The organism is Bacillus massiliglaciei, from assembly GCF_900098925.1.
Lineage (GTDB): Bacteria > Bacillota > Bacilli > Bacillales > DSM-1321 > Peribacillus > Peribacillus massiliglaciei.
In genome coordinates this window covers 333,710-358,934 of record NZ_LT622359.1, presented here as the reverse complement: position 1 = coordinate 358,934, position 25,225 = coordinate 333,710, and the positions used below count along the sequence as shown (strand labels likewise).

The window sequence follows — 25,225 nt, the reverse complement described above, 5'->3', positions numbered from 1 at the left end:
ATTATTCATCCTTCTTTTTCAAGTCATCATCGTCTTCATCTTCATCATCTTCGTCTTCGTCTAAATCAAACTCTTCGTCGTCAATGATCTCTTCATCGTCATCCACAAGATCATCATCCAAATCTTCATCATCATCCAGAAGGTCATCGTCATCAAGATCTTCTTCGATATCATCCAGTTCTTCGTCAAACAATTCTTCATCATCCGCATCTTCACTAAAGTCATCAACCGGCGCAGCCTTTTTCGCTTTCTTCTTTTTCTTAGGTTTTGCAGCTGAATGAACGACTTCTTCTTCAATTTGATCGACAGGATACCAAGCTTTTAAACCCCAGCGATTATCACCTAAAGAGGTAAACCGGCCGTCAATATTTAAATCAGTATAGAATTGAGCAATTCTTTCCCTGATTTCTTCTTGGGATAAATTTTGCATTTTGACGATTTGATCCACCAAATCACTGAATACAATCGGTTCATTCTTATCTACCAAAAGCTCATAAGCCATTTCTAATAATGACATTTCCATAATCTGCTGTTTGGAATAATCTTTTAAACTCAAACCCTGCACTTCCCTTCTCTATTGCAAACACTTTTCGTGTTCTTTAACCTCACAAGTAATCTAAAACAGGATTCGGTCATTCAGACAGCTTTTCCTGCTAGACATAATATCCATTATAAACAATAAAAACGACTTTATGCTAGTTCTATCTTCAGCAAAACATGTATTTCCGCAAACCAAAATCTAGTCATTATTACCCTTTTCTTCTTGTTCTTTACCAGATATGTATAGACGATACGCACATACAAAGAAAAAAACTGCCACTATAAAGAATGAAATGGCCCCCAGCTGGTGGTCATATAAGACATATAAAATATAGATGGCTATTAAAAAACCGATCATTATCAAAATTTTTTTTATCATTGATCCACTCAGCTCCAAGACCATTTTTTCCTTATTTTCCCCTTATTATAAGGGAGTTTATAGAAATTGTGAAAAATTTAAGCAAAAATATTTATCATCCTATGTAAAAAGCGGCCGCAGTCAGCCGCTCACCGCTTACATATTCCTTCTATACTGCCCCCCGACTTCATACAAAGCATGGGTAATTTGACCAAGACTTGCCGCTTTTACGCATTCCATCAAATAAGAAAATAAATTTTCTCCGTTTAATGCCGCTTCCTTCAGCTGTTCAATCAGCTCCCTGCCTTCTTCTTGATGCCTCTCCTTAAAGGATTGGAGACCGAGAATCTGCCCTTCCTTCTCCTCTTTGGATGCTCTTGCGATTTCCATGCTGTCTAGCTCTTGTTCAGATGGAGGATTAGGGTTTAAATACGTATTTACTCCGACAATCGGCAGCTCTCCTGTATGCTTCTTCATTTCATACAGCATCGACTCATCCTGGATTTTCCCTCGCTGATACTGCGTTTCCATTGCTCCGAGAACGCCTCCCCGGTCATTGATCCGTTCGAATTCCTGGAGCACCGCTTCTTCCACTAAGTCTGTCAGCTCTTCAATGATGAAAGAGCCCTGCAGTGAATTTTCATTCTTGGCCAGCCCAAGCTCTTTTGTAATAATCATCTGGATAGCCATCGCCCGCCGCACAGATTCCTCTGTCGGTGTAGTGATTGCCTCATCATAGGCATTTGTATGAAGCGAATTACAATTGTCCTGCAAGGCCATTAAAGCCTGCAAAGTCGTTCTGATGTCATTGAAATCAATCTCCTGTGCATGAAGGGAACGTCCCGAAGTCTGAATATGATACTTAAGCTTCTGGCTTCGTTCATTCGCTCCGTATTTCTCTCTCATCACGATCGCCCAGATTCTTCGGGCCACCCTTCCAATGACAGTGTATTCGGGATCAAGCCCATTTGAGAAAAAGAATGATAAGTTCGGAGCAAAATCATCGATTTTCATGCCTCTGCTCAGATAATATTCCACATAGGTGAATCCATTGGCCAATGTGAACGCAAGCTGTGAAATTGGGTTGGCTCCCGCTTCAGCAATATGATACCCCGAGATGGATACAGAATAATAGTTCCTGACTTTATTTTCAATGAAATATTCCTGAATATCACCCATTAATTTCAAGGCAAATTCAGCAGAAAAAATGCAGGTATTCTGCCCTTGATCCTCCTTCAGGATATCAGCCTGAACGGTCCCCCTGACTGTCTGCAGTGTGTACGCCTTTACCTTCTCTATCTCTTCCTCTGTCAGAGTGCGGCCCAATTCCTGCTCCTTCATGTCAAGCTGCTGATCAATAGCCGTATTCATATACATCGCCAAAATGATGGGAGCCGGACCATTGATCGTCATAGAGACAGAAGTGGAAGGATGGCAAAGGTTAAAACCGGCATACAGTTTTTTCATATCATCCAATGTACATACACTTACACCGCTTTCACCTATCTTCCCATAAATATCCGGCCTGTAATCAGGATCTTCACCGTATAGGGTAACAGAGTCAAACGCAGTACTCAACCTCTTCGCATCATCATCTTTGGATAAGTAATGAAAACGGCGATTCGTTCTTTCAGGAGAACCTTCTCCCGCAAATTGACGCTTTGGATCCTCACCCTGCCGTTTGAATGGAAAAACCCCTGCAGTATAAGGGAAGGCTCCTGGTACATTCTCCCGGTAGACCCAGCTTAAAATATCGCCATAGTCCTTGTATCCGGGAAGAGACACCTTAGGAATCATCAACCCGGATAAACTCTTCGTCTTAAGTTTCGTAACAATTTCCTTATCCCGGATTCGGGTTATAAATTGATCCCCAGCATACTTTTCTTTTAAAACCGGCCACTCTTCAAGATTTTTCATGGATTCCGGCGTTAGTTTGGAAGCGGTTTCTATTCTTGCTTCATCAAGTACTTTCAATGCGGAAGTTTCTCCATTCATTTCCCGGACCGCCTCAATCGCTCCCTCCAGTTGAAAAAGTCTGCGGGCGATACCGGTCTGCTCATCCGCTTGTTTATGATACCTCCTTATCGTTTCGCTAATTTCGCGAAGATAATAGCGCCGGTCGGCTGGGATAATCACATCCTGCTTCTTTACCTCTGCGTGTTTGGAGAATCTCGTTTCCCAGGCTGTGTCTGATTTTTCGTTCAGTTTTCCAGCCAATGCGGCGAACAGGGCATTCGTTCCCTGGTCATTAAATTGAGAAGCGATTGTCCCGTAAACAGGCATCTCAGAAAGCTCCCGGTCAAAAAGCATCCTGCTGCGCTGATATTGTTTCTGCACCTGGTTTTTAGCATCCTCAGATCCTTTCCGTTCGAATTTATTAATGACAATCAAATCGGCATAATCAATCATATCGATTTTTTCCAGCTGAGAAGGGGCTCCAAACTCGCTTGTCATGACATACATGGAAATATCGCAAATCTCCGCAATTTCGGCATCTCCCTGACCGATCCCGCTTGTTTCCAAAATAATCAAGTCAAAACCAGCGGCTTTCGTAATGGAGATCGCATCTTTAATCGCCAATGATAATTCACTTCTTGAATGTCTCGTGGCCAGACTTCTCATATACACTCTGTCAGAAAAGATGGCATTCATGCGAATGCGGTCGCCAAGCAGTGCGCCGCCTGTCTTTTGCTTAGTCGGATCTACTGACAGAACGGCAATCCTCCGATCTGAAAACTCATTGAGAAAACGGCGGATCAATTCATCGGTAAGGGAACTTTTACCCGCACCCCCTGTTCCGGTAATACCTAAAACAGGCGCTTCTTTTTCAGACACTTTGATTTGCTCCAGCACACTTTCTGCTGTTGTGGCCGTTTCTTTTTCAGCATCCAGCTGGTTCTCTGCAAACGTAATGAATTGTGATACTGCCCGGATATCTCCTGACAATAAATCTTGAACTTTATCATGGAGAGAACTTTGGACAGTAGAAAAATCGCATTCTTTCATGATTACATCAATCATCCCCTGCAATCCCAGCCGGCGTCCGTCCTCAGGTGAAAAGACCCTCTTTATTCCATAGTCATGAAGCTCTTTCATTTCTTTCGGAAGAATGACTCCTCCTCCGCCAACATAAATGCCAATATGTCCGGCTCCTTTTTCCTGAAGCAAATCAAACATATATTTAAAATATTCTACATGCCCGCCTTGATAGGAAGACACGGCGATTCCCTGCACATCCTCCTGAATAGCCGCATTCACGACCTCTTCTACCGATCGGTTATGCCCTAAGTGAATCACTTCAGCTCCGCTTGCCTGCATAATCCGACGCATAATATTGATCGAAGCATCGTGTCCGTCAAATAAACTGGAAGCCGTCACAAAGCGAATATGATGCTTTGGCTGATAAGCCGTACCTTGAGTCATTCCGCTCTTCCCCCTCTTAATGCAGATTCGTTTCCCTCGCTGCCTGTCACGAAACCGTGGATTAACATGTCTGTCTGCAGGCTGATATACTCTTGAAGGCTAAACGTCTTTTGAAGCGCCCACCGCCGGAAACTCCACATCTGTCCTTGAACAAAAATATTATGGGCCATCAGGGAAACCTGTTCCTTTTTTACAGAAAGCTCACCGTTTTCCACACATTTTTCCAACAATTTCTCGAACATGGAGACCATCTGAAGCTCTTTTTTTAACACATAAGGCAGTGCGTCCTTCGTCAAGGCTTTGACCTCTTGGTACATGACAAGAACTTCATCCTGCATTTCATCCATCACTTGGAAGAAATAAGCAATGGTTACTTTCAGACTTTCCAACGTGCCCTGTGACTGGTCAATTTCCTTTTGCAACTTCTCCTGCACCTCGTCATAAATAAAGTCACAAACGAGATAGAGAACATCTTCTTTGGATCTGATATATTCATATAATGTCCCGATGCTAAAGCCGGCAGCTTTTGCAATTTCTCTCGTGGTTGTACGGTGAAATCCCTTTTCTTTAAAAAGAGTCACCGCTCCTTTAATCATTTGCGTTCGGCGCTTCTGAATCAGGCGCTCATCCTTAACAGACGCATGGATTTCCCGTTTACTCATTTCCCCTCCCCTTTTCAGCAGGAAAATTCATTCCGCAGTGCGGAAATGCAATGGAACTAAACAGCCATTTACCGGCCGGTTCTTTACTTTGTAATCATCCTGGATATCACCAATTTTTGTATTTCCTGGGTTCCCTCATAGATTTGCGTAATTTTGGCATCGCGCATAAACCGCTCAACTGGGTAATCTTTTGTATATCCATAACCGCCGTATACTTGGACAGCCTCCGTTGTAACCTTCATAGCGGTATCTCCTGCAAACAGTTTGGACATCGCTGATTCTTTCCCATACGGAAGCCCCTCTGATTCGAGCCATGCCGCCTGATACGTCAGAAGTCTTGCCGCCTCTACACTTGTCGCCATTTCTGCAAGCTTGAAGCTAATCCCCTGCTGAGCTGCTATCGGCTTTCCAAACTGAATCCGTTCCTTAGAATAACGGACAGCAGCGTCCAAAGCCCCTTGAGCAATGCCGACCGCCTGTGCTGCGATACCGTTGCGCCCTCCGTCAAGAGTCATCATCGCAATTTTAAACCCTTCCCCTTCCTTTCCTAAGAGATTTTCTTTAGGCACACGGCAGTCTTCAAAAATAATTTCCGTTGTAGGAGATGAGCGAATGCCAAGCTTTTTCTCCTTCTTTCCAATCTTGAACCCTGGGAAATCCTTTTCCACGATAAATGCGCTCGTTCCTTTTTGCCTGGAGGCCGGATCGGTCAGGGCAAATACAACATATGTATCCGCCACTCCTCCATTTGTAATGAAAATTTTAGAGCCGTTCAGAATGTAGTCATCGCCTGACTGCTTAACGGTTGTTCTCATGCCTCCAGCATCTGAACCCGAGCCTGGCTCTGTCAGTCCATAAGCACCTATTTTCTCCCCCAGCGCCATTGGCCGAAGATATTTCTGTTTTTGTTCTTCAGAACCAAACTTATAAATTGGCCAGCCTGCCAGGGAAGTATGGGCAGACAATGTTACACCTGTTGAGGCGCATACTCGCGATAATTCTTCAACCGCAATGCAATAAGCCAGATAGTCGCTTCCGATCCCGCCGTATTCTTCCGGCCATGGAATGCCGGTAAGTCCTAATTCTGCCATCTTATCAAAAATATTTCGGTCAAAACGTTCTTCCTCATCTCGCTCGGCTGCAGTGGGAGCCACTTCATTCTCTGCGAAATCGCGGACCATTTTCCGAATCATTTCATGTTCATCACTAAGCTTGAATTGCATGATTATCCCTCCATTGTACGTACCCGGTTTTTATAAGTTTTTTTGGATAACAATTTTTTGAATTTCACTTGTTCCTTCATAAATTTCAGTTATTTTGGCATCCCGGAAATAACGCTCCACTGGATATTCCTTGGAGTATCCATAGCCTCCGAAAACCTGAACTGCCTCCACAGCAGTCTCCACCGCTGTACGGGAAGCGAAAAGCTTTGCCATCGATGCCTCCTTGCTGCAGGAAGCGCCTTGTGCTCTAAGATCAGCAGCACGGTAGACCAGCAGCTTTGCGGCTTCAATAGAGGTTGCCATTTCAGCAAGTTTAAAGGCAATTCCTTGCTGTTTTGCGATTGGTTTGCCGAATTGAACGCGCTGCTTCGCATAGTTCACTGCATGCTCATAACTTCCTTCCGCTATCCCTAATGCCTGAGCTGCTATTCCGATTCGGCCAAACTCAAGGTTAGCCATAGCAATTTTGAAACCCTCTCCTTCTGATCCTAATAGATTTTCAGCAGGCACCATCATATCTTCAAAAGACAGCTGAACTGTCCGGGAACCAAGAAGGCCCATTTTGTGTTCATCTTTTCCGATAATAAGCCCCGGTGTGCCCTTCTCCACAATAAAAGCAGAAATCCCTTTGCGGCCGAGTTCGGGCTGAGTGGCAGCAAATACAATATATACATCGGCTTCTCCGCCATTCGTAATGAATACCTTTGAACCATTTATCCGGTAAAATCCTTTCTCGCGAACAGCCTTTGTTTTCAAACTTCCTGCATCAGAGCCGGCACTCGGTTCAGTCAGACAAAAAGCCCCTAAGTATTCACCTGACGCTAACTTCCGTACATACTGCCTCTTTTGTTCTTCCGTTCCAAAATACAGAATAGGATTCGTCCCAACCGAAGTGTGAACAGAAAGGATGACACCCACAGTCGGGCTGACTTTCGAAATTTCATGAATAGCAATGATATAGGAAATGTAATCCATTTCAGCACCGCCATACTGAGCCGGGACAGGAATTCCCATCAAGCCAAGCTCCCCCATCCGGCGAATCACCCCGCTTGGAAATTCGCCGTTTTCCATTTTTTCGATTTGCGGCTCAATTTCATTCCGGGCAAAATCCCTGACCAGCTTCCTCATCATTTCCTGTTCCTCTGAAAATCTTAGTTTCACTTCTATCCACTCCCAGATGCGTCCTTTTAATCTAGTTATATTCGTAGAAACCCCGTCCTGATTTCTTGCCAATCCAGCCCGCTTTCACGTATTTCCTCAGCAGAGGACATGGCCGGTATTTGTCATCTCCAAATCCGTCGTGAAGGGTCTCCATGATGTACAGGCATGTATCCAGCCCGATGAAGTCTGCCAGCGTAAGCGGTCCCATTGGATGGTTCATCCCAAGCTTCATCACCTCATCAATGGCTTCTTTTGCCGCCACCCCTTCATACAGCGTATAAATAGCCTCATTAATCATCGGCATCAAGATCCGGTTCGATACAAAACCAGGAAAATCATTCACTTCAACCGGCACTTTTTTCAGCGATCGTGCCATGTTCTCAATGGCGGTATACACTTCATCTGCAGTGGCCAGCCCTCTAATAATTTCTACTAATTTCATAACTGGCACCGGATTCATAAAGTGCATGCCAATAACACGCTCCGGCCGATTGGTAGCGGCTGCTATTTCAGTAATAGGCAGTGATGAGGTATTTGTAGCAAGAATGGCATGCTGCGGAGCTATTCGGTCCAATTCAGCAAACAGCTCCGTCTTAATCTCCATATTCTCCACCGCTGCTTCGATAACTAGATCTGCCTCTTTTGCAGCCTGCAAATCAATAGAAGGTGTCAGCCTGCCGAGCACCCCGGCCTTCTCTTCTTCTGTCATTTTCCCTTTATCCACCTGACGGGACAGATTTTTGTTAATAGAGGCCATGCCCCGCTCAACATAGACTTCTTTCAGATCATGGAGAAGAACTTGATATCCGCTCATGGCACATACTTGGGCGATTCCCGACCCCATTTGTCCCGCTCCTATAACAAGCACTTTCTTCATTTCCATAAAATCATCCCTCCTTCTCTCTGAATCTTTTACACTTGTTTCGGCACTTCGATTAAAAGAGCATCCCCTTGGCCTCCGCCGCTGCAAATGGCTGCAATACCCAAGCCGCCTCCCCGTCTTCTCAATTCATGCATTAAGGTAATCACCACTCGTGCCCCGCTTGCTCCTATTGGATGTCCTAACGCCACGGCCCCACCATTGACATTGACTTTGTCTGGATTGATCTTGGCTATTTTTCCGCTGGCAAGCGCTACGGCTGCAAAGGCTTCATTTATTTCAAAAAGGTCGATTTCCTCTATTGTCTTTCCTGTCTTTTTCAATAACTCATTAATCACAAGGCCCGGCGTTTTCGGAAAATCCTTTGCCTCGACAGCAATCTCTGCATGGCCTGCTATATACGCAAATGGCTTTTTGCCTTCCTGTTTTGCTCTTTCTTCACTCATCAGGACCAATGCCCCCGCTCCGTCATTTACACCAGGAGCATTTCCTGCCGTAATGGTCCCTTGATTGTTAAAAGCAGGACCGAGCCTTGCCAGTTTCTCCATGGAAGTATCTTTTCTTGGAGCTTCATCCTGTTTTATGACCACTGGTTCTCCTTTTCGGACCGGTACTTCGACAGGAACAATCTCTTCAGCGAGGATTCCGTTTTCCATCGCTGCAACAGCCTTCTGATGGCTTCGATAAGCCCAGGCATCCTGCTCCTCTCGCGAAAAGCCGAACTCCTCTGCTGTGGCATTTCCATAGGTGCCCATATGAGCACCAGTGAAGCTGCAGCTTAAGCCGTCTGAGATCATCGTATCCTGAAGCTTTCCGTCCCCCATTCTCAGTCCCCATCTTGCTTTAGGAAGAATATAAGGAGCATTGCTCATCGATTCCATTCCCCCGGCCACAATTACGTCTTCTTCTCCAAGACGAATGAGCATATCCGCAAGTGTGATGCTTCTCATGCCTGAAGCACAGACCTTATTAATCGTTTCCGTCTTTACTTCCCAGGGAAGTCCGGCATGGCGCGATGCCTGACGGGAAGGAATTTGGCCCTGCCCTGCCTGAAGCACATTGCCCATAATCACTTCGCCGACATTGCTTCCCGCTATTCCCGCCCGAGCCAAAGCCTCCTTAATCGCAATACCTCCAAGCACTGATGCCGTCAGACTGCTCAGTCCTCCCCCAAATTTCCCAAAAGGTGTTCTCGCTCCGCTTACAATTACGGTTTTCTTCATCAAAACGCCTCCCTTTTTATATTTCACATTGATTGAACGCTCGCTCAATTATATGTAAGCGCTTAACTTCATTTTACTTCCATTTCTGTAAATATAATAGAATTATATGAACGAACTTCTGGATTAAAAAAAGCCCGCTTTCGTTCAAAGAATAAAAGCAGGCCTATTTATGCTAATCAAGATGCCAGCGTGCCCGTTTCACCTATCACGGATTTCTCAAGCAATTCTGCTACATCGTACGTTTTAACGTTCTCTTCCACTTCTTTTGCTTTCGTCCCGTCTGAAAGCATGGTCAGACAGTACGGACAGCCGGAACTGATCACAGAAGGATTAACCGCCAAAGCTTGTTCTGTCCTTGATACATTGATCCGATGGCCGGTTTCTTCTTCCATCCACATCAAACCGCCCCCTGCCCCGCAGCACATTCCATTTTCCCGGTTTCTTCCTTCTATTTCTGCCAGTTCAACTCCTGGAATGGATTGAAGAATTTCTCTCGGCGGACTGTAGACGTCGTTGTAACGGCCAAGGTAACAGGAATCGTGAAACGTGATTCGCTCATTGACCGGATATACCGGCTTAAGTCTCTCTTCACGGACCAGCATCGCCAGCAGCTCGGTATGATGGTACACTTCTGCTTGAAGACCAAATTCCGGATACTCATTCTTAAAAATATTGTAAGCATGCGGATCGATTGTCACGATTTTTTTTACATCATTTTTCTCAAACTCTTCGATATTTTTAGCCGCCAGCTCTTGGAAGACAAATTCATTTCCCAGCCGTCTCGGCGTGTCTCCGGAATTTTTCTCTTTATTTCCAAGGATGGCAAACTTCACACCCGCCTCATTCATCAGCTTAGCAAAGGAAAGGGCTATTTTTTGGCTTCTGCTGTCATATGAACCCATAGACCCCACCCAGAACAAGTATTCAAACTCTTCTTCTGCTTTCTTCATTTCTTTTACTGTCGGGACGGTTACATCCTTGCGCAGTTCTCTCCAATCCTCTCTTTCCTTCCGGTTAAGACCCCAAGGATTCCCTTGACGCTCGATATTCGTCATCGCCCTCTGTGCATCAGAATTCATTTTTCCCTCGGTCAATACAAGATAGCGGCGCATATCAATGATTTTATCCACATGCTCATTCAGTACAGGACATTGATCTTCACAGTTTCTGCAAGTCGTGCATGCCCAAAGCTCTTCCTCTGTAATTACTTCGCCAATCAGGCTTTTGCTGTAAGGCTCTGCCGCTGCGGCTGTTTCCTGTGCTCCTCGTGAAGCACCTGCCATAGCAATTTGGTTTCCTTCCGTATGGCCGAAGACATAGGTTGGCACCCATGGCTGTTTTCCCGTAACAGCAGCTCCTGTATTAGTTAAGTGGTCACGCATTTTCACTAGGATATCCATCGGTGACAGCATTTTCCCTGTATTTGTTGCCGGACACATATTAGTGCACCGTCCGCATTCTACACAGGCATACAAATCCATCAATTGATGCTGGCTGAAATCCTGAATCGTTTTGGAACCATAGTATACTTCTTCCTCTTCACTTTCAGGCTCTTCTTCAAAATTAATGGATCTTAGCTTCCCCCGATTACCCAACCGCATATAAAATACGTTCAGAGGCCCTGTAATCAAATGGAAATGCTTGGATTGCGGAATGTAAACAAGGAAAGTAAGGATGATCAATAAATGAACCCACCAGGCAATATAGAAAATGACAGTCGCAGCTGCGGGACTGATCCAGCCAAAAATGAACGAAATGGCAGAGGCAACCGGTTCGGACCAGACAGCCTCATGGCCATGCCAGATCATCGCCATGCCATTGCCAATCAGGACGGAAGCCATGATGCCTGCGATGAATAGAACAACTAGCATTGCTTTAAAATCGCGCTTCAGACGGACAAGCTTCTCTATATAACGGCGGTAAAAGGCCCACATGATGGCGGCGAGAACCATTAACGTTACTAATTCCTGAAAAAAAGTGAAAGCCGGGTAAACCGGACCAAACGGCAAATGTGCCCCAGGTTTTATTCCCTTGATGATAAAGTCGATTGCACCAAATTGCACGAGGATGAAACCATAAAAGAGCATGACATGCATCGGTCCGCTCTTTTTGTCTTTCAGTAATTTTTCTTGCTTAAACACATACCTCCAAACATTTCCCCAGCGCTCTTTTACTTTTTTATCAAATTCAACCTTTTTGCCAAGTTTCATATAAGCAAATCTTGTTCTAAGCAAATACGTAAATAAAAAGATTCCGTAAGCGGTTACAATTATAGCTGCAATAAGATTTACCCAGAGCAATCCGTTCATTTCCATCCAATAAGCCCCCCTCTAAGTGATGAATCTGCCAATGCCTGATTGGTATTATTTGAAAAAATGGCATTTTCTGATTTTAGTTACTTCTATTATATAATGAATGAGCATTCAGTCAACTTTTTTCACTGATATTTTTTCATTTTTTTATTGTCTGAAATCCTCTCTTTTAACACAAGCTATAGACAATACTTCTAAGGAATGAAAAAGGAGGGAAAAGGATGAAAGCTATAGGCCGTATTATAGGATTCCTTATCGGAATTCTCGGTTTGCTGTTCCTAGACTTCAAATTAGGCAAAAAGCGGAATAAGTCTCTAAACAGCAAATGTACGATGAGTCCCGGACAAGTCAGCCTTTTCACTTCAGGAAAACATCTCTTTGAGGACTTTTTTAAGGAAATCAAACAGGCAAACAAGCAAATCCATATCCTTTTTTATATTGTGAAGAATGATGAATTCAGCAAACGCTTTTTTCACTTGCTGGAAGAGAAAGCACGAAGCGGCGTAGAAGTCCGTCTCCTTGTCGATTTTCTTGGAGGGCTCAGTATTCCTCACAGCCGGAGAAAATCTTTAAAAGAAAGCGGTGTTCTTTTTGCCTATAGCTATAAGCCAAGGCCCCCTTTTTTCTTTTATTCGCTGCAAAAAAGGAACCACCGGAAAATTGCGATTATAGATGGAAAGATCGGATATCTTGGCGGTTTTAATATTGGCAAGGAATACATTGACCAAGATAAGAAATTAAATCCTTGGCGGGATTACCATCTTAAAATGACTGGCAGTTCGGTTATACCATTACAGAATGTCTTTCTTCATGATTGGAATCTAGAGCGTAAGCCAGAGCAGCAGGAAAACCATTCATCTCTTCCTTCAACAGGGGGGCGTTATCCGATTCAATTGCTGGTCACAGACGGCAATGGTTTGGAGGACAGCCTAATTCAGCTGCTTCATTGTGCAAAAAATAGAATCATCATCGGTACGCCCTATTTTATACCCGGGCCTTCTTTCTTCCAAAAGCTTAGAGAGACGATCCGCCGCGGTGTGCATGTCACCATCATTATTCCTAAAATAGCGGATCATGCTTTTGTAAAAGAAGCTGGGCATCGATTTTTGCGTCCCTTACTTGAAGAAGGGGCGCAGATTTTGGAATATCAGAAAGGGTTTTACCATTCTAAGGTGATGCTGATTGATGATACGATATGTGATATCGGCACAGCAAACCTTGATAAAAGGAGTTTTTACCTTAATGGGGAAATCAATTGTTTAATTACAGATGCAGACTTTATCAAAACCTTACAAAGGGAATTAGATAGGGATATTAGCGAGTGCAGGCCTATTGAAATGCCCAGTCTATATACACGCGATCCAGTTCGATTCATAAAGGAACGGGTGGCTGATCTGTTATCTCCTTTTTTATAAAGAAAATTTCTTTAGGAGCCGCAGATAAGACTTGCAACAAAATAAAGGCCATCTAATTTCTCTGTGAGAAATTGGATGGCTTTTGCTTATCTGACCATTTTCTGTTCCGGTTTTTACAAGTCCGCTCTTTTGTCTTACATTTTTTCCGGTGCTGAAACACCAATCAATTGAAGTGCATTCTTCAAAGTAATTTGAACGGATTTAACAAGGGCAAGGCGGGCCTTGCTTCTGTCTGCCATTTCCGTATCAAGCACTTTGTCTGCATTATAGAAGCTGTGGAAAGTAGAAGCCAATTCAAAGATATAATTGGTCATTCGGTGAGGCATCCGTTTTTCAGCAGCTTCCGCAATAGCCTGCGGAAACTCTCCTAATTTCTTCAGCAATTCGATTTCTTTCTCGGTTGAAAGCAAAGAAAAATCTGCGTCTTTTTCCAGACTGATCCCCTGTTCTTCCCCCTGCCGCAGAATGCTTGAAATCCGTGCATGAGCATATTGAGCATAGTATACCGGATTATCATTAGACTGAGATACTGCCAAATCCAAATCAAAGTCCATATGTGTGTCTGCACTGCGCATCGCAAAGAAATAACGAGTTGCATCCAAACCGACTTCTTCAATTAAATCACGCATCGTCACAGCCTTGCCGGTACGTTTGCTCATTTTCATTTTCTCGCCGTTTTTATATAAATGAACGAGCTGAATGATTTCTACTTCAAGCTGGTCTCTCTTATAGCCAAGAGCTTCGATTGCCGCTTTCATCCGCGGAATATATCCATGATGGTCGGCACCCCATATATTAATTAACTTATCAAAACCGCGTTCCAATTTGTTGCGGTGATAGGCGATATCAGGCATTAGATACGTATAAGAGCCATCCTTCTTGATCAAAACGCGGTCCTTATCGTCTCCCAGTTCTGAAGAGCGGAACCATGTTGCACCATCTTCCTCATAAACATGTCCATTCTTCTTCAGTTCTTCCAATGCACGGTCAATCTTCCCATCCTCGTACAAGGAAGTTTCAGAATACCAAACATCGAATGCCACACGGAAATTTTCCAGATCCGTTTTCAATTTTTCCATTTCATACTTCAAGCCATAGTTGCGGAAAAAGTCAAAACGTTCTTTTTCATCAGCCTTTACATATTGATCTCCGTATTCTTCAGCAAGCTTTTTACCGATACCGATGATATCTTCCCCACGATAGCCGTCAGCAGGCATCTCTTTTTCAAGACCCAATGCCTGAAAATAACGGGCTTCTACTGACAATGCCAGGTTATTGATCTGATTGCCGGCATCATTGATATAATATTCCCGGGAAACATTGTAACCTGCTTTATCAAGAATATTACACAAAGAATCACCGACTGCCGCTCCGCGGGCATGTCCCAAATGCAAATCACCGGTAGGATTGGCAGAGACAAATTCCACTTGGATCTTCTCTTCTTTGCCAAAATCACTTTCTCCATACCGATCTTCCGCTTCCAAGATCGCAGGGACCAGCTCTGTGAGATATTGATTATTCATATAAAAATTGATAAAGCCCGGTCCGGCCACCTCAATTTTCTCAATGGATGCCTTTGAGCGGTCAAAATGTTCAATAATCGCCTCCGCGATCATTTTTGGAGCTTTTCTCGCAATGCGTGTCAGCTGCATCGCCATATTCGTTGAATAGTCCCCGTGCGATTTGTCCTTAGGCAATTCCAGAATTGCATCAGGTATTTGGCTTTCCTCCGCCAAACCAGCACGTAAGACAGCCTCCTTGATCTCCGCTTTTAATTTTTCCTGCACCTGTTCAACTATGTTCATCTTTTATACTTCCTCCCTGTAGGAAATTGTCAGCTCATATTTACCGGGAGAGCCCCCCTGCATATGCATCTGATAGCGCAAAGACAGTTTGCCTTCCTTAAGACGCTCATTCCATGTATGATCTATTTTCGTTGCCGTTGTCGTAAGACCCAGAATTCCATACACACTTTCATACTGTCCATTCGTTTTTTCCTGTAAACGAAACAGCTGCCTCATTTTCACCGACCCGCTCCGAAGAAGCAGCGTTTCGTGGGGCTTGTGTTTAATCGTCGTCTGGACAGTTCCCGCTTCATTTTCCTCACGGTACTGTATATAAATATCGGAACCTTTGGATAACAGCGTTCCAAAGGTAATCAGTTCATAAGATTCGGTTTCCCTTCCGTGTGTAATCTTAGTATGTAGGGTCACCTTGATATTTCTTTTTTCTTGTCCCTGAAGAGTCATTGCCCCACTTCCTTACCTGTCTCCATCCGCCATCATTAGCGGAAAGGGACTGCCAATGGCCCTTCCTCATCTAACGGGTACGCCGGATATTCTTTACTAAGTATAATTATTATGACAGGAAGTTTCAACTTGAAGTCGAAGCAAATACGGATTCTGCTCTTGTCTTTTGTTCATTTATAAAAAAGACCGGCTGATATGGAGCCGTATAACGGTCCGAAGCCATACATCAAGGGGCCGGACAAAATGAAAAAAACATCCATTTCCCTAGAGAAATTGGATGTTTTTCGCTTATCTGATAGATTTCTATTATAGTCTCTGGGATAACCAGTTATTTACCTTGGTGAATCCAGCCCAGAATCATTTCGCGAATCAGTTTACTTGCCGTATTCGCTGTTTGTTCTGATTGATCATAAACCGGCGCCACTTCTACTAAATCGCAGCCAACCACTTTTATATCAGAATGAGCAATTTCATGAATGGAGGCCAGAAGTTCCTTCGAAGTTATGCCGCCTGCATCCACCGTTCCCGTTCCCGGAGCATGAGCCGGATCCAGAACATCAATATCAATCGTTACATATACCTTTCGCCCTGCAAGCGAAGGAAGGATTTTCTTTAATGGTTCAAGCACTTCAAATTTAGAAATATGCATACCATTCTCTTTTGCCCATTGGAATTCTTCCTTCAGCCCGGAGCGAATTCCAAACGAATAAACATTGGATGGTCCAATCAAATCGGCTGCCTTCCGAATAATAGAAGCATGAGAAAGCGGCTCTCCTTCATAATCCTCACGCAGATCCGTATGGGCATCCATATGGATGATGGCCATATCTGGATATTTTTTGTACATGGCCTTAATAACAGGCCATGAAACTAAGTGCTCTCCGCCCATGCCTATCGGGAATTTCCCGGCATCCAGTACACCGTCAACAAACTTTTCAATTAAATCAATGCTTTTTTGCGGATTACCAAAAGGAAGAGGGATATCCCCTGCATCAAAATATTTAACTTCTTCCAGCTCACGATCTAAATAGGGGCTGTATTCCTCAAGTCCAATTGAAACTTCACGGATTCGGGCAGGGCCGAATCGGGAACCCGGACGAAAGCTGACCGTCCAGTCCATCGGCATCCCATAAAGCACAGCTTCAGATTCTTCAAAAACTGGATGGCTTTTTATAAATACATTTCCTGAGTACGCTTCATCAAAACGCATGCTGTCTCCTCCTTACTTCACTAAATCCTGAACAAATTTAGGCAGGACAAACGCTGCTTTGTGAAGCTCTTTTGTATAGTATTTCGTTTCAATTTCATGGAAACGGTCTTCGGCAACTTCAAGCGGGTTATATTTCTTCGAACCGATAGTGAACGCCCACAATCCGCTTGGATATGTTGGGATATTAGCAAGGTAAAGATTCGTAATCGGGAAAATTTCCTTTACATCCTTCTGCACATTGCGAATCAGATCCGCTTTGAACCATGGATTGTCTGACTGGGCTACAAAGATTCCATCCTCTTTCAGCGCTTTTGAAATTCCTGCATAAAACCCTTTTGTAAACAGGTTCACCGCCGGCCCTACCGGTTCCGTTGAGTCGACCATGATGACATCATATTCATTTTCGCTTTCCGCAATATGCATGAAGCCGTCTCCTACTTGGACATCCACGCGGGGATCGTCCAGCATGCCGGCAATTTCAGGCAAATATTTCTTGGAATATTCAATGACTTTTCCGTCAATATCAACCAATGTCGCTTTTTTCACACTTGGATGCTTAAGCACTTCGCGAATAACTCCGCCGTCTCCTCCGCCGACTACTAAAACATTTGCTGGGTTTGGATGTGTAAATAAAGGAACATGTGCCACCATCTCATGATAGACGAATTCGTCACGCTGGGATGTCATGACCATGTCGTCAAGAAGCAGCATGTTTCCCCACTCTTCCGTTTCAATCATGTCAAGCTTCTGGAAATCTGTTTGTTCCGTATGTAAAGTGCGATTCACTTTCATTGTGATCCCAAAATTTTCAGTCTGTTTTTCTGTAAACCAGATACTCATTTATATCGCTTCCTTTCTATTCTTCGATTCATCCGTTTCTATAAAACGGTGATACATAAATTTGTCTTTAGCTAGAAAAAGTATAGTCTAATCTAGCAGAAATGCAAGTGAAATATTTTGCTGTCAGTCTCCATGGATAAAAAGATACTTTTTTTTCCATACTAGTTAACAGACCATACCTGTTTAGGAGGAGAAAGCCATGGAACTAGTGACAGGGCAGCGCTTTAAACAAGCGATCAAATATATCAGAGCTTTCGTCATCCTTTCTATTGCCAGTCTGGCTATCATGATTATTCTTCTTATATCCCTTCTGGTTTATGCTAAACTTTTGGGTCCGCCTCCCATTTCGGTACCGCAGTCCACTCTCTACTACAGTGCGGACGGAAATGTGATCGGTGAATCCAATAATGCACAAAAACGCTACTGGATACCGCTTAATGAAGTTTCTCCTGCCTTAATTCAGGCAACCGTTGCGATTGAAGACAGGCAGTTCTACAATCATTATGGTTTCGATATCAAACGTATCGGCGGCGCCATACTCGCTGATCTTAAAGCAATGTCAAAAGTGCAGGGAGCCAGCACAATCACCCAGCAATATGCAAGAAACCTGTTCCTATCTCACGATAAAACATGGAACCGTAAGCTGAATGAAGCCTTGTACACCATCCGTCTGGAAATGAATTATTCAAAAAAAGAGATTCTGGAAGGCTATTTGAATACCGTCTACTACGGCCATGGGGCATATGGTGTTCAAGCAGCCAGCCAATATTATTACGGCAAAGACGCAAACGAACTCACTCTTGCAGAAGCAAGCATTCTAGCAGGCATTCCAAAAGGCCCTTCCATTTATTCTCCGCTTGAAAATTTGGAAAAGGCCAAAAAGAGACAGAACATTGTCCTTCAATCGATGATAGCAAAGGAATATATAGATAAAACAGAAGCAGAGAAAGCAAGACATTCTGACCTTTCTTTAAATGGAGAATACCATATCGTTACACACAGAATGGCTCCCTACTTTCAAGATGCTGTTAAACGCTCTTTAAAAAATGAACTGCAAATAGATGAGAGAACAATAGAACTTGGGGGATTAAAAGTTTATACCACCCTTGATGAGAATCAACAAAAGATTGCTGAAGAGACGGTATCAGACATTATTTCATCCACTTCAGAAATCCAAGCCGGTTTAGTGGCCATGAATCCGAAAAATGGACATGTGAAGGCATTGATTGGGGGCCGCAATTATGAGGATTCGCCCTTTAATCGGGTCACCCAGGCTGTCCGGCAGCCGGGTTCAACCATGAAACCCCTGTTATATTATGCGGCACTGGAAAAGGGATTTACACCTTCCACTACATTAAAAAGTGAGGAGACAACCTTTTCTTTTGAAAATGGGAACCCTCCTTATTCTCCGCATAACTACAATCATCAATATGCCAATGGCGAAATCACCATGGCTCAGGCGATAGCTTTATCGGATAATATTTTTGCGGTGAAGACTCACTTATTTCTCGGGGAAAAGACCTTAATCCATACTGCCCGCAAATTTGGGATTACGACCAAAATGGAAGAAGTCCCTTCGCTTGCCTTGGGCACTTCCGGTGTCCGCCCGATTGAAATGGTGAATGCATACAGTCTTTTAGCCAATGGCGGGAAGGAAGTCCATCCTGTTTTCATTACAAAAGTTGTGGATCGACAAGGCGAGGTTCTCTTTGAGCAAAAAAACAAAAGCGAACAAATTTTGAAAGAAGACAAAGCATTTGTCATGACAGGCATGCTGACCGGTATATTTGATGAAGCATTGAATGGCTATACCAAGGTGACAGGAAGCACAGTGGCAAAAAGCCTGCACCGTCCTTACGCCGCAAAGTCAGGTTCAACATCAACTGACAGCTGGATGATCGGCTATGCTCCCCAGCTTGTAACAGGCGTGTGGACCGGATACGATAAAGGACAGCAGCTGGATAAACCCGCCGAAAAGGTATACGCCAAGAAAATTTGGGCCCAATTTATGGAACAAGGCTTAAAGGATCAGCCTGTTAAGAAATTTAAACCGCCTTCCAATGTCGTCGCTGTACAGGTCAATCCTGCAAGCGGCAAGCTCGCAGCAGCCGGCTGTCCTGTTTCCAGAACTACTTACTTCATCAAAGGAACGGAGCCTGAGGAATATTGTATGGAGCATTTCAAAGGAGAGGGGACATCTAAAGGAGATTCTCCTCCAAAAGAAAAAGAAAAACGGCCATGGTACAAACGAATCTTGAAGCCATGGGAATAAGATACATTTAAAAACCCCCGAAGCATAATGCTCCGGGGGTTTTCAGTCCTATGCTTTATAGCGATAAAGCTGTCTTTAAGTTTAAATCATTTTCTATGAAACACACAAGTCTTTCTTAGATAAAAAACGAATTCGCCGGCAGACAAATCATTTATTCAGCATCCAGGTCCCGCTTTAACTGTTCCGGCGCTCTTTCCCACATGCCAGCGTCATGATTTTTCAAGAAATCCGCAAGAATCTTCTTGGACTTCTCATCCATAAAATCAACCATGATCTTCCGCTTTAAGGATTTATCCATTTTATTGACATGTTCCGGCAATGATTTATATCCTCTTCTAATTGAACGGTCAACCGTCATTTCACAAGCCGTGACGCCTGCATACATCGGTCCCTCCTGTACCGTTTCAATCGTCACCCAGACAAGCCAGTAAGGCTTCCCATTCGGAACTTCTTCCTTTGTTTTCAGGAATTTAATTCCTCTTTCGACAGTACTCCGGGCATGCATGGCTCCAATATCTACTTCCGCTTCTCCAGCCTCTACATCAATAATAACCGGGGATATATTATCGAGCGTCAGCACACCGGCTCCATACCCGCCATGTCCTTCCGTCGGGTCATTCTTGATGATATTGAAGCCTATTTTTTTCTGTGGTTTTTCTTCCATCTTCCTTCCTCCTTAGATAAAGCTCATTAAAAAAATATCTGTGAAAAAAATTCATTTAAGTGATTAATAATGAACGGCAGCACAAACGTAAAGATAGGCTGGATTGTGTAATCGCCGAGCGGGGTGAGGACCAGGATCAAAAAGATCAATGAACCATAAACCTCATATTGAGTCATCTTCGTTCTGATATGATTAGGTGCCAGGTCCTCAATAATCCGGTAACCGTCCAAAGGGGGAATCGGAAGCAGATTAAAAATGAACAGAATGATGTTCAATTGAATCAGCATTTCCAGAAATGGCTGAATAAAGAACGGCAGCTGCGAGAACAGCCCGGCAGCCAGCAGACTAAAAAGGATGGCATATCCAAGACAGGCAACTAAAAAATTGCTGAATGGACCTGCAAATGAAACAAGAATGCCTGCCAGTCGCGGCCGTTTAAAGTGAAAACGGTTCACAGGCACCGGCCGAGCCCAACCAAATCCTGCGATCAGGAGAAACAGTGTCCCCAGAGGATCCAGATGTGAAACCGGGTTCAACGTCACTCTTCCCTGCTGTTTAGCTGTAGAATCCCCAAACTTATAGGCAACATACGCATGGGAAAACTCGTGGACAGTAAATGCAATGATCAGAACCGCTACTACATAAGGCAGCTCCTCAAGATCAAAAGCCAGAAATCGTTCTAATCCTTCCAAATTTCTTCCCCCATCCTATATAAATGTAAGTATACATGAAATTAATCATATGTAAAAAACTCTGTTTCCCAGTCTTGCAATTCAGAATTCAGTATGAAACACTACAATCATAAAGGAAAATTCTACATAAGGGAAGTACAGCTTCCTGTTCCTTAAGAAATGGCCTGCCTATTTAGTAAAAGCAGGCTTACCTGATATGAAAGGAGGGAGAAATACATGCCATATGTAACCGTTAAAATGCTGGAAGGCCGCACCGATGATCAAAAGAAGGCCTTGGTTGAAAAAGTGACAGAAGCTGTTACAGAAACAACCGGAGCTCCTGCATCAGCTGTAACTGTTTTTATCGAGGAGATGACAAAGAATCATCTCGCTGTCGGCGGGGTCCGTAAAAGCGATCAATAAGCACGGCATAAAAAAAGACATCGCTGGTGCTCAGCGATGTCTTTTGGTTTAGCTGCTTCAGGAAGCTTCGTCCTGATCCTTTTTGTATTCCGTTTCCCAATAAGTAGCGTTTTTAATTCCAAGCTCTTTCGGATCAAATACCGGATCAAGACCTGCCTTCTTTTGTCTCTCATAGTCTTTCAGTGTCAGAATAGCCGGTTTGGCCAATATGAGAATGGCAATAATATTCAGCCAAACCATAAGTCCTAACCCAACATCTCCAAAAGCCCATGCCAGCTGAGCTTCATTGACCGTCCCGTAAAACGTTACCCCTAACAGAACGATAGGCAATATTCGTCTCAGAATATAGTAATAGGCCATAATAGTCGTAAAAGCGAAGAAGAAGAGAGCAACCGCTACAAAGCCTGCGCCAAAGCCAGGCAATACATCATTAATGGCTGCCTGCGTATACATTGGACCGGGTTCAACATCGCCAAGTCTATTTTGAATGAAAGAGCCATCTTCATTCTGGACATTGTACATCCCTGTAAATAAAATCATAAATGCAGTTGCGGAACATACGAAAAGCGTATCAATATAAATGGAAAATGCCTGACAAGCCCTTGCTTTGCAGGATGCGAAACTTCTGCCGCCGCTGGGTGAGGCCCTGTTCCCTGCCCCGCTTCATTGGAGTATACACCCCGCTTAACACCCCAGGCAATAGCCATCCCAAGCAGCCCGCCAAAGGCTAAATCATATCCAAAAGCACTTCAGATAATCAGCATAATCACATCAGGCAGTTCAGTAATATTGAGGGCGATAATGATCAAAGATAAAAGAATATACCAGACCGCCATGAACGGAACGGTAATTTGTGCAGCATTAGCTATCCTTTTAACACCGCCCAAAATGATGAAACCTAATAACAATACAAGCACAATACCTGTTACATAATTCGGAATATGAAAGGCGTTATCAACTGCCACAGCAATGGAGTTGGCCTGAACGCCAGGCATTAAAACTGCCATTGCAATAAGAGCCGCCAAAGCAAAAAGCACCGCAAACCATTTCCATCCTATTCCCTTTTCAATATAAAAGGGCCGGCCCTCCGCGGTAGACCCCTTCATGCTTTTCCTTATAAATCTGTGCAAGCGTTGACTCTATGTACGCACTTGATGCCCCAATAAAGGCAAGCACCCACATCCAGAATACGGCACCCGGTCCCCCGAAGGCAATCGCCGTAGCAACACCTGCAATATTCCCAGTCCCTACTCTTCCGGATAAAGATAAAGCAAGTGCCTGGAAGGAGGATACTCCCGCTTCCGAACTCTTTCCCTGAAACATGAGACGGATCATTTCCTTCACATGACGTATTTGAAGAAAACGAGTTAAAATAGAAAATAAAAGTCCGACACCAAGCAAAATATAAATAACCGGTGTGCTCCAAAGAATCCCATTCAGATAATTTACGAATGCCTCCACTCCTTAACCCCCTTGTATATTTTATTTAAAAAGTCTTAATATTCATTATACTTGACCCATCCTCTGGTCACAATGTCCTAATAAGCATTTTTTAACTTTCGTGCAAAACTCACAAAAATCATAAAAAAATAGACAAAGCCAAGCGATTAATTCAGCTTGGCTTTGTCTTTTAGCATTTCTATATATTCGTAGGCCTCATCAATTTCTTCGAGCGTGTACTTTTGCTTGCTCTTTAAAACGAAGATTTTTTCTATCACTTCTGCTTTAGACAGATTATCGAAATATAAGACTGTGGAAACGAGCTCTAAAAAGCGGGCATTCTGTCCATTCATATCATTCAGGCAATCTTCCAAGTGTGGCATGTCCATCTCATGCATGGACAGAAAATCTTTCCCTGACTCCGTGATCGAATAACAATATTGATAATAGCCTGCCTTCTTTTCTTTTACTTCATTTAAATATCCCATGTCACAAAGCTCTTCTATTCTCAGTGTCAGTTCCTCAGAGTAAGGACCGTAAAAGTGAAATTGGAATTTCTCCTGAAACGGAAATGACAGCTTCTTGGCGATGAAAACAATTTTCTGCAATTTTTTCCGACCATTAATTTCCCCTGCAGTGGAAATCGCATTAATGATCTTAGCATGTTCCTTAAACAAGGTTTATTCACTCCTAATCATGAATGCTCAGGGCATTCTTTCATCACTCCGGAAAGTCCAGCAGCTTCCGGATTTGCCTTTTGATTTTATTATGAACTGACTCATCCTGAAGGAAATCCGCAGGAAAATATAATTTATGATCAGTCCTTCGCTTGCCTGATATGGCATCTACAATTTCCGACTCCCGTGAAAGCTCCCTGATTTCTCCATTGCTCTTCATTAAATGAATAGGCAGGCGCTCTTCCTCTTCTCCCGGACGGTAAAAGTCATAGGGCAGATCAGAAGAAGAATCGACAACCAAATAATACTCCGGATCAATTCCTGCCTTCACAAATAATTTATTTAATTCAACAAGCTTGTTCATCTGAATATTTGAAGGGTGGAACTCCGTATACTGGAACAGCCTGCGGTTCATGAAACGGCTGCAAAGGTCGCTGAGGACTGTATCTTCCTCTTCTTCCCATATCTGAAAATAATAAAGAATAACCGATTCATCCATTTTCAAATAGTCCTCAAGGGTCACCTTGCCATTGAACAGGGAATAGAAATGAACAGGATTTTGCCTGAAGTGATAACCTGATTCATATAAGTGCTTTGCTCTGTGAAGGATTTTCGTCAGAATCACTTCCGCACTCCGGGTAACCGGGTGAAAGTAAATCTGCCAATACATTTGGTACCGGCTCATAATATAATCCTCAACCGCATGCATTCCGCTCTGTTTGATCACAACCTGATCTTCTCTTGGACGCATAACGCGAAGGATTCTTTCCATGTCAAAATGTCCGTAGCTCACACCCGTAAAATATGCGTCTCTCTGCAGGTAATCCATCCGGTCAGCATCAATCTGACTTGATATTAAGCTGACAACTAGCTTGTCCTTATATGTTTTCGCAATGACTTCCGCTACTTTTTTAGGAAAATCGCTGCCGACTTTGGACAGAACCTTATTGACTTCCGTTTCCCCTATAAGGATTTGCTGGGTAAATTGCTCATGGTCCAAATCAAAAACCTTTTCAAAGGAATGAGAAAAAGGCCCATGGCCCAGGTCATGGAGCAGCGCTACACAAAGAGACAGCAGACGTTCCTCCTGCTTCCATTCGGGTCTTCCGTCAAAGACATCATCGACAATTCTCCGAACAATCTCGTATACCCCCAGGGAATGACTGAAGCGGCTGTGCTCTGCTCCGTGAAACGTTAAGTATGTAGTGCCCAACTGTTTGATTCTTCGAAGCCGCTGAAATTCCTTCGTTCCTATTAAATCCCAAATCACTCTGTCCCTGACATGAATATAGCGATGGACCGGGTCTTTGAAAACTTTCTCTTCACTTAATTTCTCTTGGGAATAATCCATACACTGCCCTCTTTTTCAATCTGATATTTCTCATTATACCTTTTTTCAACGGCAAATCCCATTGCCTGGTACAGGGAAAAAAACCTATTATTGGCGAAAACAGCCGAACAGCGCCGCTTTTCCCCCCATATATTTTTTCTCCTTGAAAATTATCATTCCCTCTGACCATTTGGAAGAAACCGGACACGGAAACGTCCGAATAAAAAATCACCTCGGACTGCTGACAGTCAG

Annotated in this window: 18 protein-coding genes and 2 pseudogenes; 3 read left to right on the top strand and 17 right to left on the bottom strand. The window is 43.6% G+C overall.

What is annotated here, in order from left to right; genetic code table 11:
- Position 1 precedes the first annotated feature (1 nt).
- From rpoE to BQ4305_RS13670, 8 genes are all read right to left on the bottom strand, one after another.
- Complete coding sequence (gene rpoE / locus BQ4305_RS13710; RefSeq protein ID WP_110928303.1) at positions 2-556, bottom strand: DNA-directed RNA polymerase subunit delta; 555 nt, start codon at positions 554-556, stop codon at positions 2-4.
- 498 nt (positions 557-1,054) lie between these two features.
- Complete coding sequence (icmF, locus tag BQ4305_RS13700) at positions 1,055-4,321, bottom strand: fused isobutyryl-CoA mutase/GTPase IcmF (protein WP_110928301.1); 3,267 nt, start codon at positions 4,319-4,321, stop codon at positions 1,055-1,057.
- Positions 4,318-4,983, bottom strand: a complete 666-nt coding sequence (locus BQ4305_RS13695) for a TetR/AcrR family transcriptional regulator (RefSeq protein WP_110928300.1) — start codon at positions 4,981-4,983, stop codon at positions 4,318-4,320. Before BQ4305_RS13695 ends, icmF begins: the two co-directional genes overlap by 4 nt.
- 83 nt (positions 4,984-5,066) lie before the next feature.
- Positions 5,067-6,206, bottom strand: a complete 1,140-nt coding sequence (locus BQ4305_RS13690) for an acyl-CoA dehydrogenase (RefSeq protein ID WP_110928299.1) — start codon at positions 6,204-6,206, stop codon at positions 5,067-5,069.
- Positions 6,207-6,236: 30 nt separating this feature from the next.
- Complete coding sequence (locus tag BQ4305_RS13685; protein ID WP_110928298.1) at positions 6,237-7,367, bottom strand: acyl-CoA dehydrogenase; 1,131 nt, start codon at positions 7,365-7,367, stop codon at positions 6,237-6,239.
- Positions 7,368-7,398: 31 nt separating this feature from the next.
- On the bottom strand, positions 7,399-8,250 hold the full coding sequence (locus BQ4305_RS13680) for a 3-hydroxybutyryl-CoA dehydrogenase (protein ID WP_110928297.1): 852 nt from the start codon (positions 8,248-8,250) through the stop codon (positions 7,399-7,401).
- Positions 8,251-8,279: 29 nt separating this feature from the next.
- Positions 8,280-9,470 carry an acetyl-CoA C-acetyltransferase gene (locus BQ4305_RS13675; protein ID WP_110928296.1) on the bottom strand — a complete coding sequence of 397 codons (1,191 nt, stop codon included), beginning with the start codon at positions 9,468-9,470 and terminating at the stop codon, positions 8,280-8,282.
- A gap of 176 nt (positions 9,471-9,646) precedes the next feature.
- Positions 9,647-11,779, bottom strand: coding sequence for a heterodisulfide reductase-related iron-sulfur binding cluster (locus BQ4305_RS13670; protein ID WP_110928811.1), 2,133 nt, complete (start codon positions 11,777-11,779; stop codon positions 9,647-9,649).
- A 224-nt stretch (positions 11,780-12,003) separates the two neighbouring features.
- Between BQ4305_RS13670 and cls the strand changes: the two genes are divergently transcribed.
- Positions 12,004-13,197 carry a cardiolipin synthase gene (cls, locus tag BQ4305_RS13665; protein WP_110928295.1) on the top strand — a complete coding sequence of 398 codons (1,194 nt, stop codon included), beginning with the start codon at positions 12,004-12,006 and terminating at the stop codon, positions 13,195-13,197.
- A 134-nt stretch (positions 13,198-13,331) separates the two neighbouring features.
- Here cls and argS read toward each other — a convergent pair whose 3' ends face one another.
- The 4 genes from argS to speE all read right to left on the bottom strand — a co-directional run bounded on the left by argS (position 13,332) and on the right by speE (position 17,496).
- On the bottom strand, positions 13,332-15,002 hold the full coding sequence (gene argS, locus BQ4305_RS13660) for an arginine--tRNA ligase (protein WP_110928294.1): 1,671 nt from the start codon (positions 15,000-15,002) through the stop codon (positions 13,332-13,334).
- A gap of 3 nt (positions 15,003-15,005) precedes the next feature.
- Positions 15,006-15,446 (bottom strand): YwiB family protein, encoded by a 441-nt coding sequence (locus tag BQ4305_RS13655; RefSeq protein WP_110928293.1) that lies wholly within the window; start codon positions 15,444-15,446, stop codon positions 15,006-15,008.
- Between the two features lie 328 nt (positions 15,447-15,774).
- Entirely contained in the window at positions 15,775-16,656 is an 882-nt protein-coding gene (speB, locus tag BQ4305_RS13650; RefSeq protein ID WP_110928292.1) for an agmatinase, read from the bottom strand.
- Positions 16,657-16,668: 12 nt separating this feature from the next.
- Positions 16,669-17,496: a spermidine synthase gene (gene speE / locus BQ4305_RS13645; protein WP_110928291.1), complete on the bottom strand. Its 828-nt coding sequence runs from the start codon at positions 17,494-17,496 to the stop codon at positions 16,669-16,671.
- A 199-nt stretch (positions 17,497-17,695) separates the two neighbouring features.
- Between speE and BQ4305_RS13640 the strand changes: the two genes are divergently transcribed.
- On the top strand, positions 17,696-19,768 hold the full coding sequence (locus BQ4305_RS13640; RefSeq protein WP_110928290.1) for a transglycosylase domain-containing protein: 2,073 nt from the start codon (positions 17,696-17,698) through the stop codon (positions 19,766-19,768).
- 151 nt (positions 19,769-19,919) lie between these two features.
- On the opposite strand, the gene BQ4305_RS13635 is transcribed toward BQ4305_RS13640, so the two are convergent.
- Together BQ4305_RS13635 and BQ4305_RS13630 are read right to left on the bottom strand one after the other, a co-directional pair.
- Positions 19,920-20,432, bottom strand: coding sequence for a YwhD family protein (locus tag BQ4305_RS13635; protein ID WP_110928289.1), 513 nt, complete (start codon positions 20,430-20,432; stop codon positions 19,920-19,922).
- 26 nt (positions 20,433-20,458) lie between these two features.
- Entirely contained in the window at positions 20,459-21,124 is a 666-nt protein-coding gene (locus BQ4305_RS13630; RefSeq protein WP_110928288.1) for a site-2 protease family protein, read from the bottom strand.
- Positions 21,125-21,337: 213 nt separating this feature from the next.
- Between BQ4305_RS13630 and BQ4305_RS13625 the strand changes: the two are divergent.
- A pseudogene (locus tag BQ4305_RS13625) lies at positions 21,338-21,526 on the top strand (2-hydroxymuconate tautomerase); the annotation flags it as partial.
- Positions 21,527-21,583: 57 nt separating this feature from the next.
- Here BQ4305_RS13625 and BQ4305_RS13620 read toward each other — a convergent pair.
- The 3 genes and pseudogenes from BQ4305_RS13620 to BQ4305_RS13610 form a co-directional block, all read right to left on the bottom strand.
- Positions 21,584-22,987, bottom strand: a pseudogene (locus tag BQ4305_RS13620) (alanine/glycine:cation symporter family protein).
- Between the two features lie 146 nt (positions 22,988-23,133).
- On the bottom strand, positions 23,134-23,643 hold the full coding sequence (locus BQ4305_RS13615; RefSeq protein ID WP_110928286.1) for a YwgA family protein: 510 nt from the start codon (positions 23,641-23,643) through the stop codon (positions 23,134-23,136).
- 43 nt (positions 23,644-23,686) lie between these two features.
- Positions 23,687-24,994 (bottom strand): HD domain-containing protein, encoded by a 1,308-nt coding sequence (locus BQ4305_RS13610; protein WP_110928285.1) that lies wholly within the window; start codon positions 24,992-24,994, stop codon positions 23,687-23,689.
- Positions 24,995-25,225 lie beyond the last annotated feature (231 nt).